Annotated in this window: 12 protein-coding genes; 7 read left to right on the top strand and 5 right to left on the bottom strand. The window is 61.6% G+C overall.

Annotated elements, in window-relative coordinates; all coding sequences use genetic code 11:
• Window positions 1-13 precede the first annotated feature (13 nt).
• The gene (locus CCE89_RS07610; RefSeq protein ID WP_086437438.1) at window positions 14-1,093 is read left to right on the top strand and encodes a mechanosensitive ion channel family protein; all 1,080 of its coding nucleotides are present in this window, start codon (window positions 14-16) and stop codon (window positions 1,091-1,093) included.
• Window positions 1,094-1,102: 9 nt separating this feature from the next.
• Here the strand turns inward: CCE89_RS07610 and CCE89_RS07605 are convergent, their stop codons facing one another.
• Both CCE89_RS07605 and CCE89_RS07600 read right to left on the bottom strand, forming a co-directional pair.
• On the bottom strand, window positions 1,103-3,448 hold the full coding sequence (locus CCE89_RS07605; RefSeq protein WP_086437437.1) for a CDC48 family AAA ATPase: 2,346 nt from the start codon (window positions 3,446-3,448) through the stop codon (window positions 1,103-1,105).
• 318 nt (window positions 3,449-3,766) lie between these two features.
• Window positions 3,767-4,513 (bottom strand): class I SAM-dependent methyltransferase, encoded by a 747-nt coding sequence (locus CCE89_RS07600; protein WP_159456619.1) that lies wholly within the window; start codon window positions 4,511-4,513, stop codon window positions 3,767-3,769.
• A gap of 166 nt (window positions 4,514-4,679) precedes the next feature.
• Between CCE89_RS07600 and CCE89_RS07595 the strand changes: the two genes are divergently transcribed.
• The 5 genes from CCE89_RS07595 to CCE89_RS15115 are packed head-to-tail and all read left to right on the top strand — an operon-like array spanning window position 4,680 to window position 8,579.
• Window positions 4,680-5,402 carry a CoA transferase subunit A gene (locus tag CCE89_RS07595; protein WP_086437435.1) on the top strand — a complete coding sequence of 241 codons (723 nt, stop codon included), beginning with the start codon at window positions 4,680-4,682 and terminating at the stop codon, window positions 5,400-5,402.
• Window positions 5,399-6,319 (top strand): hypothetical protein, encoded by a 921-nt coding sequence (locus tag CCE89_RS07590; RefSeq protein WP_086437434.1) that lies wholly within the window; start codon window positions 5,399-5,401, stop codon window positions 6,317-6,319. The genes CCE89_RS07595 and CCE89_RS07590 overlap by 4 nt, the downstream gene beginning before the upstream one ends.
• 8 nt (window positions 6,320-6,327) lie before the next feature.
• On the top strand, window positions 6,328-6,993 hold the full coding sequence (locus CCE89_RS07585; protein ID WP_086437433.1) for a CoA transferase subunit B: 666 nt from the start codon (window positions 6,328-6,330) through the stop codon (window positions 6,991-6,993).
• A gap of 14 nt (window positions 6,994-7,007) precedes the next feature.
• Window positions 7,008-8,162: a CaiB/BaiF CoA transferase family protein gene (locus CCE89_RS07580; RefSeq protein WP_086437432.1), complete on the top strand. Its 1,155-nt coding sequence runs from the start codon at window positions 7,008-7,010 to the stop codon at window positions 8,160-8,162.
• Between the two features lie 6 nt (window positions 8,163-8,168).
• On the top strand, window positions 8,169-8,579 hold the full coding sequence (locus tag CCE89_RS15115) for a hypothetical protein (protein ID WP_143255987.1): 411 nt from the start codon (window positions 8,169-8,171) through the stop codon (window positions 8,577-8,579).
• 247 nt (window positions 8,580-8,826) lie between these two features.
• Here the strand turns inward: CCE89_RS15115 and CCE89_RS15110 are convergent, their stop codons facing one another.
• The 3 genes from CCE89_RS15110 to CCE89_RS07565 form a co-directional block, all read right to left on the bottom strand.
• Window positions 8,827-9,309: a hypothetical protein gene (locus tag CCE89_RS15110; RefSeq protein WP_143255986.1), complete on the bottom strand. Its 483-nt coding sequence runs from the start codon at window positions 9,307-9,309 to the stop codon at window positions 8,827-8,829.
• A gap of 182 nt (window positions 9,310-9,491) precedes the next feature.
• The gene (locus tag CCE89_RS07570; protein WP_159456618.1) at window positions 9,492-10,064 is read right to left on the bottom strand and encodes a TetR/AcrR family transcriptional regulator; all 573 of its coding nucleotides are present in this window, start codon (window positions 10,062-10,064) and stop codon (window positions 9,492-9,494) included.
• A gap of 96 nt (window positions 10,065-10,160) precedes the next feature.
• Window positions 10,161-11,981, bottom strand: a complete 1,821-nt coding sequence (locus tag CCE89_RS07565; protein WP_086438030.1) for a DUF3604 domain-containing protein — start codon at window positions 11,979-11,981, stop codon at window positions 10,161-10,163.
• A 177-nt stretch (window positions 11,982-12,158) separates the two neighbouring features.
• Between CCE89_RS07565 and CCE89_RS07560 the strand changes: the two genes are divergently transcribed.
• Window positions 12,159-14,378, top strand: a complete 2,220-nt coding sequence (locus tag CCE89_RS07560) for a TonB-dependent receptor (RefSeq protein WP_159456617.1) — start codon at window positions 12,159-12,161, stop codon at window positions 14,376-14,378.
• Window positions 14,379-14,487 lie beyond the last annotated feature (109 nt).

Here is a 14,487-nt window from a genome sequence, read left to right as displayed (position 1 = left end):
TAATTGGCGCGTCATGCTTGAACGATACAATCCCGCCAACTGGCAGATCGCCTGGGACGAAGTGGTCTCCGGCGCGATCGCGCTAACGATTGCGGTTGTCCTCGCCTATCTGCTGTATCGCGTGGTGTTTGCCGCGGTGAGCCGCCTCACCAGAATGTCGGAAACCGAAATCGACGAAATGGTGATCGAGCGGGTCCGCAAACCCGTGAAATGGTCTTTCATCGCGATCGGCGTCACGCTAGCCGCGCAGGCGCATGAAGAGCTTCAGTCGATATGGGAACCGCTGGCGCAATTCGTGCGCCCAGCCCTGCTCGGCTGGATCGCCTACACGCTCGTGCGCGCATTCACTGCCGCGCTCGAGTTCAAGCTGGAACTGTCTGAAGACCCGGTTGCCATGCGCAGCCGCCGCACGCGCATCGCCGTGCTGTCACGCACCGCGACCTTCGCCATCATATTCATCACCGTCGGCCTTATGCTGTTCACCATACCGGCGGTGAAGAATATCGGCGCCACGCTGCTTGCCTCCGCCGGTTTGGCCGCCCTGGCGGTGGGCGCTGCCGCGCAGCCCGCGCTCAAGTCGCTGATCGCAGGCCTGCAGGTCGCGCTGACCGAACCGTTTCGCATAGGCGATCTGGTCAAGGTCGATGGCGACGTCGGCCGGGTCGAAGAAGTGCGGATGAGCTTTGTTACCGTCCGCACCTGGGATGAACGCGTGATCGTCGTCCCCACCAGCCGCTTCCTCGACGACAGCTTCGAAAACTGGTCACGCATCAGCGAGAAGCTGACCGGCCCGGTCTATCTCCACCTCGACCCTGCAACCGACATTGCTCCGATCCGTGCGGAGTTCGAGCGCTTCGTCGAGACGCAGGAATTGTTCGACGGGCGCAACAAGGCGCTGCTGATGACCGAGGCCTATCCCGAGAGCATCGAGCTACGCCTCGCGATGAGCGCAGCGACGATCGGAGATCTGTGGCAACTCCGCTGCGACGTGCGCGAACACATGGTCGACTGGCTCCGCCGGGAGATGCCGGATGCACTGATCCGGCACCGCCTCGAAGTTGAATCCGCCAACGAGCGCGTCAAACAGGGCTGATCGCCCGCTCTATTCGATCCCGCTTTCTTCCGGCCCACCGTGCTTGCGGTCGCGGATCGGTTCGACCATCCCTTCATGGATGAAGCCGATCGGCTGAACCTCGGCAGCGCGCTTCTTCAACTCGCCCCGCATCTTCTTGTACTCGGCCTCCATCTTGGAAGTGACCGTGGCACGCGAATCCTTGAGCGCTTCGGTAAAGTCGATCGCCTCGACCTTCTCGACCTCCCCGCCCACGCGGCGCAGCGCGTTGAGACCGGCGCGGCGGACCACGTCTTCGAGATCGGCACCGGTAAAGCGCTCGGTCTTCGCCGCGACGTCGGACAGATCGACATCCTCGCCGAGCGGCATGCCGCCGGTATGGATTTCGAGGATGTGCTTGCGGCCTGCGGTGTCGGGCGTGCCGACATAGACCAGTTCATCGAAGCGGCCGGGACGCAACAGCGCCGGATCGACCAGTGTCGGACGGTTGGTGGCGCCGATCACGACGACCGACTGCAGATCCTCCAGCCCGTCCATCTCGGCCAGGATCGTGTTGACCACGCGGCCCGTCACCTGCGGCTCGCCCTGGCCTGACCCGCGTGCGGGCACGAGACTGTCGATCTCGTCGATGAAGACGACGCAGGGCGCGACGGCGCGGGCGCGCTGGAACATCTTGGCGATCTGCTGTTCGCTCTCGCCATACCATTTCGACAGGAGGTCCGAGCTCTTCATCGATATGAAGTTGGCTTCGGCCTCTTTCGCGACCGCCTTTGCCAGCAAGGTCTTGCCGGTTCCGGGCGGGCCGTAGAGAAGGAAGCCCTTGGCCGGGCGGATGCCCAGCCGCATGAAGGCGTCAGGGTTCTTGAGCGGCAGCTCGATCCCCTCGCGCAGCTTGTCGATGGCATCGCCAACGCCGCCGATGTCGTCCCAGCCGACATTGGGCATCTGCACCATCACTTCGCGCATGGCCGAGGGCTGGACGCGCTTGAGCGCGGAGAGAAAATCCTCGCGGGTGACGCACAGGTCCTCGAGCACTTCGGGCGGGATGGTCCGCTCGTCGAGATCGATCCGCGGCATGATGCGGCGCACCGCGTCGATCGCGGCTTCGCGTGCAAGCGCCGCGATATCGGCCCCGACGAAGCCATGCGTGATGCGCGAAAGCTCCTTCAGATCCACCTTGTCGCCCAGCGGCATGCCGCGCGTGTGGATGGCGAGGATTTCGCGGCGGCCGCTTTCATCGGGCACGCCGATCACGATCTCACGGTCGAAGCGGCCGGGACGGCGCAGCGCCTCGTCGATGGCATCGGGCCGGTTGGTCGCGGCGATGACGACGAGGTTGGAGCGCGCTTCAAGCCCGTCCATCAGCGTCAGCAACTGGGCGACGAGGCGCTTTTCGGCTTCCCCCGGCACCTGCTGGCGCTTGGGCGCGATAGAATCGATCTCGTCGATGAACACGATGGCGGGCGCGACGCGAGAAGCTTCCTCGAACACTTCGCGCAGCCGCTTCTCGCTCTCGCCATAGCCCGAGCCCATGATCTCCGGGCCATTGATGGTGAAGAACTCGGCATCGCTTTCATTGGCGACCGCCTGGGCGAGTCGGGTCTTGCCGGTCCCGGGCGGGCCGTGGAGCAGTACGCCCTTGGGCGGATCGACGCCGAGGCGGGTGAACAGCTCGGGGTAACGCAGCGGCAGTTCGACCATCTCGCGCAATTGCTGGATGGTATCGCCCATGCCGCCGACATCGTCATAATTGACCGCAGCGCGTGCATCGCGCGGTTCCTCGAACTCGGCGCGCAGCTCGACCTCGGTGTTCTCGTCGATATGGACGATACCCTTGGGCGCGGTCGACACGACGGAGAGACGGATCTGTGTGAGGGCATAGGCCGGCGTTCGAAGCAGCTGGCGCACATCGGGCGGCATGTTCTGGACCGGCTGCTGGCCGGTGGTGGCGACGAGATCGCCCGCCACGATCGGTTTGCGGAAGAAGTTGCGCTTCAGCGCCTGCGTCGGACCCTGCAGCCGCATTTCGCGCTGGGCAGGGGCGAAAACGACGCGCGTTGCGGGGCGCGATTCAGCCTTCGCGATCTCGACATGCTCGCCCGAGCCGACTTCGGCATTGCCGCGCTGGAGACCGTCGAGCCGCACGACGTCGAGCGTCTCGTCTTCCTGATAGGCCGCCATGGCGACTGCGGCTGTGCTGCGCTTGCCGATGACCTCGACAATATCGCCTTCGGTGATGCCCAGTTCCTGGAAAGCGGAGCGCGGCATGCGCGCGATGCCCTGACCCGATTCCTCCTGCCTTGCGGCTGCAACCTGCAGCCGGACGGATTTCGCCTTGCTCTTTTCGGGTTTGGTCGGGGCGTCGGCATCGGCCATGGAATTCTCTCTTGTTGCGATTCGCTAGGGCGCGTGCTCCCAAGCTAGGAAGCGCGTCCACCTCTTGCAAATGTGCGAATAGACGAAGTGTGCCCACGCCTCGGGAGAATACCGTGCCGGATCGTTGTATCAGGACGCGGACCAACCCTTGCGGAAGAGCGCTGCGGACAAGAAAAAGCCCGGCCGAAATATCGACCGGGCTGGAAAGTCTTTGGGAGAGGATGCCTTAAAGGCATGCCTTATGTGCATTGCAGCAATTTATTTCGCAAGTGCGAAAAGAACATCGAATGTTGCACCTTTTGCAACCTAGGCAGCCGCTCACATCTTCCTGAATTTCAGCATGAATCGGCTGGTCTTGCCACGCACGCTTTCATCAAAGACCGAGGTGTCCAGATCGTCTTCCGGATTGGCGAGGGCGTCACTGCGGTCAACCAGCTCGAAGCCGGCCCGCTGCATTGCGCCAATCACGGTCGCCGGATCGATCCGGTGGATGCGCTCGACTACCTCGCGCGTATCCCCTTCCGGGCCGTAATGATCGACCACGACGACGGTCCCGCCGGGCTTCAGGGCCATATGCCAGTTCTGCAGGACGCTAGGCACATCGAGCCGCGCGTATTCGAAGCGCTCCGATTCCCAATAGAGGTCATGAAAAGTCAGGTGGGTCAGGATCGCATCGACACTGCCCGGCGCAAGTTGCAAATGGGTGTTGGCCGCGATCAGGGGAGAAATGTTCTCGTGCATCGCGCCGATTGCATTCCAGGCCTCGGCATTGTGGAAGCCGACCGGATTCATCGGATAGACCCGACCTTCGGGTCCGACGATCGTAGCGATCATCTCGCTGAAATAACCTGCGCCTGCGAGATAGTCGGCGACGACCTGCCCTTCGTTGAACCCGGCGAAGTCGAGGACTTCGGCAGGACGGCGATTCTCGTCGAGCTGCCGGTTGGCATCCAGCCGCGCCTCATCCGCAATGATCCCGGCGTAATCTTCGGGCGCGGCGCTCAGCGGAAAACTCGCGGCCAAGGCGGCAACGGCTACAGTGAATGAAAGCGGTCTTCTGAACATCTTGGTCCCCCTGCTGTCTGGATTGGGTCGGGATAGCGGCAACAGACCTGCCGGAAAGCGCCAATCGACCAAGTGCGGGCGCGTTCGCCGAACAGCACCACCGCGGAGGGCTACTGGAGATTTCGAACCGTGACACAGGGCATGCACATGGCTAAACGCCCTCGTCATGGACAAGCTCTACCCCAATGCCGCCGCAGCCCTCGAAGGGCTGCTGACCGACGACATGCTGATCGCCGCCGGGGGCTTCGGCCTTTGCGGTATTCCGGAGCGACTTCTCGATGCAATCCGCGACAGCGGGGTGACCGGCCTGACCTTTGCCTCGAACAATGCAGGCATCGATAACGAAGGTATCGGCAAGCTGCTGCGCACCAAGCAGGTCAGGAAAATGATCAGCTCCTATGTCGGCGAGAACAAGGAGTTCGAACGGCAGTTTCTTTCCGGCGAGCTCGAAGTCGAGTTCTGCCCTCAAGGGACGCTGGCAGAACGCATGCGCGCTGGCGGCGCAGGCATACCCGGGTTCTACACGAAGACCGGCGTCGGCACGCAAGTGGCCGAGGGCAAGGAAGTGAAGCAGTTCGCCAACCGCGATGGCCAGATGGAGGATTACATCCTCGAACAGGGCATCTTTGCCGACCTCTCCATCGTCAAGGGATGGAAAGCCGACGAGACCGGCAACCTCATGTTCCGCAAGACCGCGCGCAATTTCAACATGCCCGCCGCGACCTGCGGGAAGGTCTGCGTGGTGGAGGTCGAGGAAATCGTGCCCACTGGCTCGCTCGATCCCGATTGCATCCACCTGCCCGGCGTTTTCGTGAACCGGATGATCGTAGGCGCGCCTTACGACAAGAAGATCGAGTTCCGCACCGTGAGAGAACGCGAAACCGCGTGAACCCGAAACCCGCCATCCGCCTGACTTTGCTCGCGGGAGCGGCGCTGATGCTGCAGGGCTGCCTGATTGCGGCCCTGCCAGTGGTCGCGGGCGGAGCGCTGGCAACACGCGACGTTGCACGCGAAGCAGGACGAAGCACGGCACCCAAGGCACAAACGAGCGAGCCGACAGGTGAGGTGCGCGTCGCAGGCACCGCTTCCGCAGCGACACCGCCCCCGTCAGCAGCAACCCCGCAGAGCAGTGCGACAACCGCCAGCGCGCAGGACTGGCGCGTCTCCGAATTGACCGAACTCCCCGCCCCGACAGGCGCAGGTGTTGCGGCGAGCGGCAGCGCACCCGGCACCTACAACGCCTTTGCCTCCTACGCTCTCGCTCAGGCTGCGCTGGCACCGAAAGAGGCCAAGTCGGCGGTGCTCGCCAATCCCGGTTCTCTCGACGGAAAGCGGGTGGAGTGCCGATCCCAGCCACGCGCCGTCCTGATCGATCTCGACCCCGATGGCAGGATGTTTGCCCTCGACGGAGCCATCCCCAGCGATCCTGGCATTGTAGCCAAGCTCGATCAGTTGCGCCGCCAGGACGTGACCATCGGCTGGATATCCAGCCGTCTCATGATCGATGCGGAGCGCATTCGCGATAGGCTTTCTGCGAGCGGTCTCGACCCGCTGGGCGAAGATACCTTGCTGCTCATGAACAGCTTCGACGAGCGCAAGCAGACGCGCCGCGCCGCCTTCGCAAGCGACTATTGCCTGATCGCCATTGCCGGCGACACGATGTCGGATTTCGACGAACTATACGATTACCTCAAGAACCCGGACATGGCGACGCGCCTGTTCGCCCTGCGCAATGCGGGCTGGTTCATCACCCCCCCACCCATCACGTCAACACCGCTGGCGACAGCGCCAATGACACAGGAATAGGACCGATCATGTCGGAAGAGAAAACTGGCTGGACCCGAGACGAAATGGCCGCCCGCGCTGCGCAGGAGCTGGAGGACGGCTATTACGTCAACCTCGGCATCGGCATCCCGACGCTGGTCGCCAACCACATCCCCGACGGGATGCATGTGACGCTGCAGAGCGAAAACGGCATGCTCGGCATCGGTCCCTTCCCCTATGATGACGAGGTCGATCCCGACCTTATCAATGCTGGCAAGCAGACCATCAGCGAACTGCCGCACAGCGCCTATTTCGACAGCGCGACCAGCTTTGCCATGATCCGCGGCGGGCACATCGACCTGACCGTGCTCGGCGCGATGGAAGTGGCCGAGAACGGCGACATTGCCAACTGGATGATCCCGGGCAAGATGATCAAGGGCATGGGCGGCGCGATGGATCTCGTCGCGGGCGTGAAGAAGATCATCGTGGTCATGGACCACACCAGCAAGGGCGGCGATCCCAAGTTCATCCCCGAATGCACCTTGCCGCTGACCGGCACGAATGTGGTCGACATGGTCATCACCAATCTCGGCGTGTTCCAGCGCCCCGACCACGACAGCCCGTTCCGCCTGATCGAGCTTGCGCCCGGCGTTAGCGAGGAAGATATCGCCGCCAGCACCACCGCGAAATACGAGGTCGCGCTGGCTAACGCCTGACCGGGGCAATTCTCATGTGGCTCGATAAACCGCGCAATCCCAATGCTCCGCACGCCGGGCTCAAGGTGGTGGAGCTCGCGCGTGTGCTCGCGGGCCCGTGGGTCGGGCAAATCTTCGCCGATCTCGGTGCCGACGTGATCAAGGTCGAAAGCCCCGATGGCGATGGCACCCGCAAATGGGGCCCGCCCTGGGTCGAGCGCGAGGGGCCGGATGGCGAGACGCGGCGCGAGGCGGCCTATTACCATGCGGTCAATCGCGGCAAGCGCAGCATCGTGGCCGACTTCAAGCGCGCCGAAGATCTCGACCGGGTCAAGGCACTCATCGCCGATGCCGATGTGCTGGTCGAAAACTTCAAGACCGGCACGCTGGCGAAGTTCGGGCTCGATTACGAGAGCCTCGCCCAGCTTAATCCGCGTCTCGTCTATTGTTCGGTGACAGGCTTCGGCCAGACGGGGCCGCGCGCGCATGAGGCGGGCTATGATTTCGTCATCCAGGCGATGAGCGGCTTCATGGCGCTGACCGGCGAACCGCAGGGGCAACCGATGAAGATGGGCATTTCCATCTCCGACCTGACCTGCGGGCTCTATTCGATGATCGGGACGCAGGCGGCGCTCGCGATGCGAGAGCGGACGGGACGCGGCCAGCATGTCGACATGGCGCTGCTCGATTGCTCGGTCGGCCTGCTCGCGAGTCAGGCGCTGCATTATCAGGTCACCGGCGAGAACCCGCCGCGCATGGGGAACGAGCACGCGCAGGTCAGCGCCTATGGCGTCTTTCCGGTGAGCGATGGTCAGGTCGTGCTGGCTCCCGCCAATGACGGACTGTTCCGCAAGCTGCTGCACGTGCTTGGGCGCGACGATCTGCTCGGCGAGGAGCGCTTTGCCACCAATGAAGCGCGGATCGCAAACCGCGCAGAGATCGACGCGATCATCGCCGAGGCGACGAGCGGTTTCGCGCTTGAAGAGCTGCTAACTGCCTGTGCGGAAGCGGGCGTACCCGCCGGACCGATCCACGCGATCGACCAGGTCTTCGCCGACCGTCAGGTGAAGGCGCGCGGCATGGCGATCGAATTGGGCGGGTTGCCCGGCGTGCGCAGCCCCTTCACCTTTTCCGAGGCCGAACTAGCACTCGACCGCCCCTCGCCCATGCTCGGCGAGGATGACGAGTAAGTTGGGATGAACAAGCTTACCGGGACGATAGTGCTGATTGCAGCCGCCCTCGGACTGGGCTTCCTCGCCACTCGGGCGAATAATGACGGTTCGTTTGCGATGCATGTTCAACCGCAATTTCAACGATCCAGCGAATACTCGGTGCACGATGTCCAAGAGTGTTTGATGTCCGGAAACGGTTCACACATTTTCGAAGATTACGAGGAGCTCGGCACGCGTAAAGGCCAAGATCCGACCGCTTTCACCTATCTCCATGAGAATGGTTCGCGACTCCGAATTGAACGGAGCGGTGAACACGCAGAGGTGACCCTGACCTCTTCCTTTCCGCCGTCAACTCAGGAACTTGACCTGCTGGAATGGTGTGTAGCAACGCCTCACACCACGTGGATCGCTCCAGAACACCGCGAGGCTCGATAAACTTGCGAATCTAAGGCCGAACTGGCGCTCGACCGCCCCTCGCCCATGCTGGGCGAGGATGATGAGTAGGGGCTGAGCGAGTCCCCGGAGAGACGGCGAGGGGCAAAACGCCGGTCCTCTTTCCGCCACTCTTGCGTGCGCCTTCCAGCTGTACGATCTCGAGTCCGCTTTCCGGCGAGACGACGATAAGGCGGAATGTCCGCCAATGGGTGGGAAAGCGGACACTCGTACACTTCGCCAGATTAGGTTAGTCGGGAAACTGTGCGAAAGCGCTGACACTAGTAATTCTGACTTGGCAGCCATAGTTGCCAAGGTGGCCGAAATACCCGGGCTGAACCGCGATTTGCCCCTTGCCCTCGAGCCAGTAGTCGCCCTCGTGTTCGAACCGGCCCTCTTTCCCAATAATTCGATTCAAATCGATGTTAGCATCATCATCGAAGTCAACCCAACAGCCAGTTGCATGGGATGATCGAAGTCTCTCATGGCACGCTCGCGGTTCAGGACAAAAAGCGATTGAACTGATTTCGAAGTAAAACCGAAAGACGCCAGAAATACGGGTTACGTCGCCATACTGCGGCGCCGCCGAGGCGTCTTCGACTTCGTTTGACGTTTTCTTGCTGCCGCTATCGGCGTCGAACGGATCACATCCCGCGACAGCGAGACAAATAAATAGAGCTGCAGGTTTTTTCGCTATCACCTGACGGTGATGGCAGATCGAGCTGGTGTCCACAATCGGGTCGTAAGCTGACCGTCCGCTCCTGGCAGCTGGTTAGCTCGGTCAAACCGTCACGACATGGGTGGAAAGCGGACATTCAGATGAATCAGTCCTTTGACCATGATTGGGCCGATTGCGGAACGTCAGCTTTCGAATTCCAGGATCACAATAGCGCTCTTGGGTATCAACAAGTATAGTCAGCTTCCCGACCGATTTGCGCTGACAGTCCCACCCAGCATGACTGCCGTCGCATCTACTATCCTCTGGACATCGACGTCATCGCCTCGGTGGCTTAGGACAGTTCCCATGCCGTTGTAGATGAAGGCGACCATCAGTTGTCCGGCCAAGGCGATCGGCAAATGGTCCGGCAGGTCGCCTTCCGCGATAGCGCCGGCAATGATCTTCTCGAACTGTGCGGCGTAATCGCGCCGCAAGGACAGCATTTCGCTATAGTCATCACGGTTTCGCAGCATCTTGAGCTGCACTGCAGGTGTCAGCATCGGATACTGAAACCAGCCTGTCTGGTCGTCGACATACAGCATGAGTACCGCTCTGAGCTGGTCTCGCCACCCTTCTTGCTCCGCGATTGCCTGCTCGATGGTTTGAAGGTTGGTTCGGGTCATGTGCACCGCGGTGGCGATGAACAGGGCATCCTTTGACGCGAAGTGGTTGTAGATCGCGGCGCCTGTCAGTCCTGCTTCGGCGGCAATCGCATCCATGCTCACGTCCGAAAACTCTGCCTTCGAGAAATGGCTCGCAGCCGCGCGCATTAGGCGCTCGCGGGTCTTCTTTCCAGATGAGTTGGCGGGGCGGCCTCGCTTGACCTTTTTTCGGTCTTTCACGGCTGGGACACTCGCGGACATGGATTATCGGCTTTTGCTCAGATCGGGCCGATACCAGATCGGTGAGCTGTAGGCACGCTCGCGGATCATGCGCGGTATGCCTTCGGGGATGTCGATGCCGTAACGCTCCGCATCGTATGTCGTCCAGCGCTTGGTTGGGACTTGAAGCAGGCGCACATAGTAGAAGGCCTGCTGGTCGGCTTCGAATTGCGGATCGGTCCATGCGATATCGAAAAGCGCAGTCCCGCGCTTCGCTACCGCGACATCAAAGACGCGCTCCTGAGCTTCACCGTCACTATCCAGCCATCCTTTCACGACCTGAACGCGCTCTAGAGGAGCTCCGTCCGGATCTTTCAGCGCCCGGATCAGCAGGGTCGGGCGCTCAGCGCCGGATGCTTTGCGAAGGATTCCCCCCATTGGAACCCCTGCGTCATACCCGAATGCGTCAGCATCACGGCGCTGGAAATCGGACTGCGCGAAGTTCCAGCCCGCGAACACTCTCAGCCGCATACGCGGCCCCGTTGTCGCATAGACCTCGCGGCGTTTGAAAGCCGCGAAAATCTCTTCGCGCGTGTTCGCCCGTGCCCAGACGCCGGTGTACCCCGAAGCCGACAGTCCGGCGTTGCCCCACAGGTTTCCGCCCATCTTGCTCTGAAGCCGTTCCGGCCCGGGCTCTGAATCGAGAAATTTGCCCCAGAAGTTGTCGTCGTCCGCCGTAGCAAGCGCGGTGTGGCTGTCGGTCGAACCCATCAGCCCGAACTGGAACGGGTTGAAGCCGAGTTCCTCAGTATAGCGCAGCCCCTTTTTGAGCCCGGCGCGGGCGTAATCGCCTTGCAAACCCTTGCGCAATGCCTCGGGGTCCTCGCTTCGAGGCCGCATCGTGATGTCGGTTTCGTAGAATGTCTCGAAATCGGCATACCGGTCGTCAGGAGAGAGCAAGGGGTGCGCTTCGCCATCCCCCTTGACCTGGGTGACTTCGTAGACCGGCTCCCAGCGTGACCGGCGCTTGGCATAGTCGGCCGTCAGTGGCTTGCCGTCCATGCCCGTGTCATCGAACATCAGGCCGCCGGACAAATTGCCATTGTGAGCGATCGCCATCACCTCGCCACCCGTCGACTGCTCGTAGCTGGCCAGATAGTCCCAAAGTCTTTCGGGATCATCGCTCTCAAGCGCGGAGAAAGGCAGGGTTTGCCTGGTCTTGTCAGGACCGTCGCGGAACATCACCACGCGGTGAAGATTTCGCCCGCCCGGCATCGACGTCCATTCGTATCCAGCAAAGGCGGTGAACTGACCCGGGCGATTGTGCTGCTCGGCCGCTTCGATCAGCTTGTTCCACGATGTCTTTTCGAAGGCTTTTCCGGGCAAGTCCATCGGCTTTGCCCGGGTCACCATGGCGACGTAATCGTCCATCACATCGCGGAGGCCGTTTTCGCCCCGCATATAGCCCGACCATCGACTGCCCAGGGTCGTCTCGACGATGCCGCGCTCATCATCTCTTACGGCGCTCAGCACCCCCAGAAACTCCGCATGGTCGGCAACCATCAGAAAATCGAGTGGTTTTGCTAGTTTCGCCGATCGGCCGCTCGACGCGACGACAGTTTCGCCTGCCGCAAAGCGGTAGGCATCGTCGGGTCCGAGCCGCTCGTTACCGAAAGTGTTGCTGTCGAACGAGAGATTGGTGTGAACGTGAAGGTCCCCCCAGTAGACCTCTTGCGGATAGGGCGCGAGCGCGACTCCGGTGCTCGCCTCGAGATCGGTCTGAGCAGGTAGGCTCGTCTGCTCGGCGCAACCGGCCAAAGCGCACGTCGCCACGGCCAGTACGGCCCATGTGGAACGACCGATCATCGCCCTTTTCGCCGTTTGGCGCGAGATGCTCATGCGAGCCAGCGCCGGCTAAATCGCACTGACACATTTGATGATAGCAAGGCACCGCTCCCAAGATATAAATCGCGATTAATAAAATCGAATAGGTCTTGAACTGCCAATGCGCAAATTTGGCAGGAACGACACGGGGAGGAAATGATGACCAAGAGATATGGGTTTGGACTGCTGGGCTCCACAATGCTGGCGAGCATGGCATGGGCAACGCCTGCCATCGCACAAGATTCGGATGAGAACGCTGCCGAAATGGAAGGCGAGATCGTCGTCACCGGCCGCCTGCGCGGCGATGAGTCGGTTCAGGACGTGCCGCTGGCCGTAACGGTCGTCAGCACCGAACAGTTGGCAACGCAGGGAGCGCTGACGGTCGAGGACGTCGAAGGTCTTGCTCCGAACCTAGTCATCGACCCCGTGGGTGCCGGTCCGGGTGGCGGCGCGATCTCGCTGCGCGGCGTTAGCTTCGAGGATATCGAGAAGTCCTTCGAACCCACCGTCGGCGTGGTCATCGATGGAGTCTTCAGCGGAACTAACACGGGCCAGCTAGGCAACGCGTTCGACTTCGAAACGGTGGAGGTGCTGCGCGGGCCGCAAGGCACCCTGTTCGGTCGCAACACCATCGGCGGCGTCATCAATATCAAGCGTTCGCGACCGACGAAGGAGTTCGGCGTGCGCGGCGAAGCGACGTTCGGAAACTTCGGACGCCAGGAATTCAACGCCGTGCTCAATGTGGGCGACGGAGACATCTTCGGCCTCAAGCTGTTCGGCTATGACCGCGAATTCGATGGCTTCTACGAAAATGTAACTCTCGATCGCGACACGGGCGCGAACTCGAACACAAATGTCGGTGCGACCTTGCTGGTTGAGCCGAGCCCGTCCCTCGAAATCCTGCTGACGGCGGAATATTCGGAGATCGGCGGCGATCCGGCCGTGTCTTCGCTTTCGAACGATAACGACGTGCTTTGCATTGCGCTCGGCGCGGTCATTCCGGAGCAGTGCAACCGCAATACGAAGGAAGATCTCTACACTGTCTTCTCGAACGAGCTCGGCTCGATCGATTTCGACGAAGTGGCGCTGTCGGGACAGGTCAATTGGGAAATCGGCGATCTGACGCTGACATCGATCACCGCGCTCAGGGACTCGGACGAGCGCGTAATTCAGGACTTCGATGGCACCTCGATCCCCTTCTTCCAGACCGATCGCGCGCAGGACTATCGCCAGTTCAGCCAGGAACTGCGCGTCGGCGGAGAGTTCTTCGAAGGCGTGTCAGGCGTGCTTGGCCTCTTCTATTGGGAGAACGAATACCAGCTCGATCAAACCACGACGCTCCCTGGCGGTGCACAGGTCAATCCGATGACGGATCACCAGACCGAAAGCTTCGCGATCTTCGGGGACTTCGACGTGTCGCTGACCGACCGGCTGCGTCTGAGCCTTGGTGCGCGCTACTCGTGGGATGACAAGGAGTTCACGCGCACTCTCGCGCCAGGCGCGGTCTTCAGCAATGAGGACAGCTGGAGCGAGTTCACTCCGCGCGTGAGCGTCGATTACGATGTCACCGACGATATCCTTGCCTACGCATCCTACGCTCGCGGTTATCGTGCGGGCGGCTTCAACGGCCGTGCCAACAGCCCGACGGCGGTCGCCACTTCGTTCGATCCGGAAACGGTCGACTCTTATGAGCTTGGTCTCAAGACCTCGTTCCTTGGCGGCGATATCATCCTCAATTTCGCCGGTTTCTATTCGAAGTATGACGACAAGCAGGAAGACGTCGTGCAGGCGACGCCTCCCGGCTCGGCCAACCCGCAGGAAACCGTCACGCTCAACGCGGCGAGCGCCACGATCAAGGGCCTCGAAATGGACATGAGAGCGAACCTGTTCGACGGGTTCACCCTGACTGGCGCGATCGGCATACTCGACGCGGATTACGACAGCTTCTTCGTCGACCGCAACGTAAACGGACAGTTCGATCCGGGCGAGGATGCCTCGACGCAGCAGCTGCGCCGCACGCCGGACTTCACCTTCTCGCTGGCTGCCAACTACGAAACGGAAGTTTCCGCGAACAGTGAGCTCCAGTTCAATGTCCGGCTGAGCACGACCAGCTCGTACCAGACGACCATCGTACCGGCGCCGTTCGATTTCGGTCTCAACGATCCGCGTGGCTTGCACCCGGCAACCGAGGATCTCTCGGCAGCGATTACCTACACGCTTTACACAGGCGACGATTCCAACATCTACGCCCGGGTATTCGGTCGCAACCTGCTCGATCAGGAGGGGCTCGGATCGGCACTGCCAGTAGCAGGCCTCTTTGCGTTCGGCTCGGCGATCCCGCCCCGCCAGTACGGTGTGACACTGGGCTTCGAGTTCTAGCGCCCATTCGATTTCCCAAGCGCTTCGACCTGAGCTCTCGGTCGAGGTTCACTTCCGGGGCCGTGCACTGCGCGGCCCCTTTTTTACCGAGCCGATCAGCTGGCTCATA

The sequence above is a fragment of the Altererythrobacter xiamenensis genome (assembly GCF_900177715.1).
Taxonomy (GTDB): domain Bacteria; phylum Pseudomonadota; class Alphaproteobacteria; order Sphingomonadales; family Sphingomonadaceae; genus Erythrobacter; species Erythrobacter xiamenensis.
Note: the sequence above shows the minus strand (reverse complement) of the source record. Positions and strands in the feature narration are given on the sequence as shown.

Coding starts and splice junctions, on each gene's coding strand:
- CCE89_RS07585 (WP_086437433.1), top strand. CDS start 6,328: ATGTCGGAAGAGAAAACTGGCTGGACCCGAGACGAAATGGCCGCCCGC.
- CCE89_RS07600 (WP_159456619.1), bottom strand. CDS start 4,513: ATGTTCAGAAGACCGCTTTCATTCACTGTAGCCGTTGCCGCCTTGGCC.
- CCE89_RS07605 (WP_086437437.1), bottom strand. CDS start 3,448: ATGGCCGATGCCGACGCCCCGACCAAACCCGAAAAGAGCAAGGCGAAA.
- CCE89_RS07565 (WP_086438030.1), bottom strand. CDS start 11,981: ATGATCGGTCGTTCCACATGGGCCGTACTGGCCGTGGCGACGTGCGCT.
- CCE89_RS07570 (WP_159456618.1), bottom strand. CDS start 10,064: ATGCGCGCGGCTGCGAGCCATTTCTCGAAGGCAGAGTTTTCGGACGTG.
- CCE89_RS07580 (WP_086437432.1), top strand. CDS start 7,008: ATGTGGCTCGATAAACCGCGCAATCCCAATGCTCCGCACGCCGGGCTC.
- CCE89_RS15115 (WP_143255987.1), top strand. CDS start 8,169: ATGAACAAGCTTACCGGGACGATAGTGCTGATTGCAGCCGCCCTCGGA.
- CCE89_RS07610 (WP_086437438.1), top strand. CDS start 14: ATGCTTGAACGATACAATCCCGCCAACTGGCAGATCGCCTGGGACGAA.
- CCE89_RS07595 (WP_086437435.1), top strand. CDS start 4,680: ATGGACAAGCTCTACCCCAATGCCGCCGCAGCCCTCGAAGGGCTGCTG.
- CCE89_RS07560 (WP_159456617.1), top strand. CDS start 12,159: ATGACCAAGAGATATGGGTTTGGACTGCTGGGCTCCACAATGCTGGCG.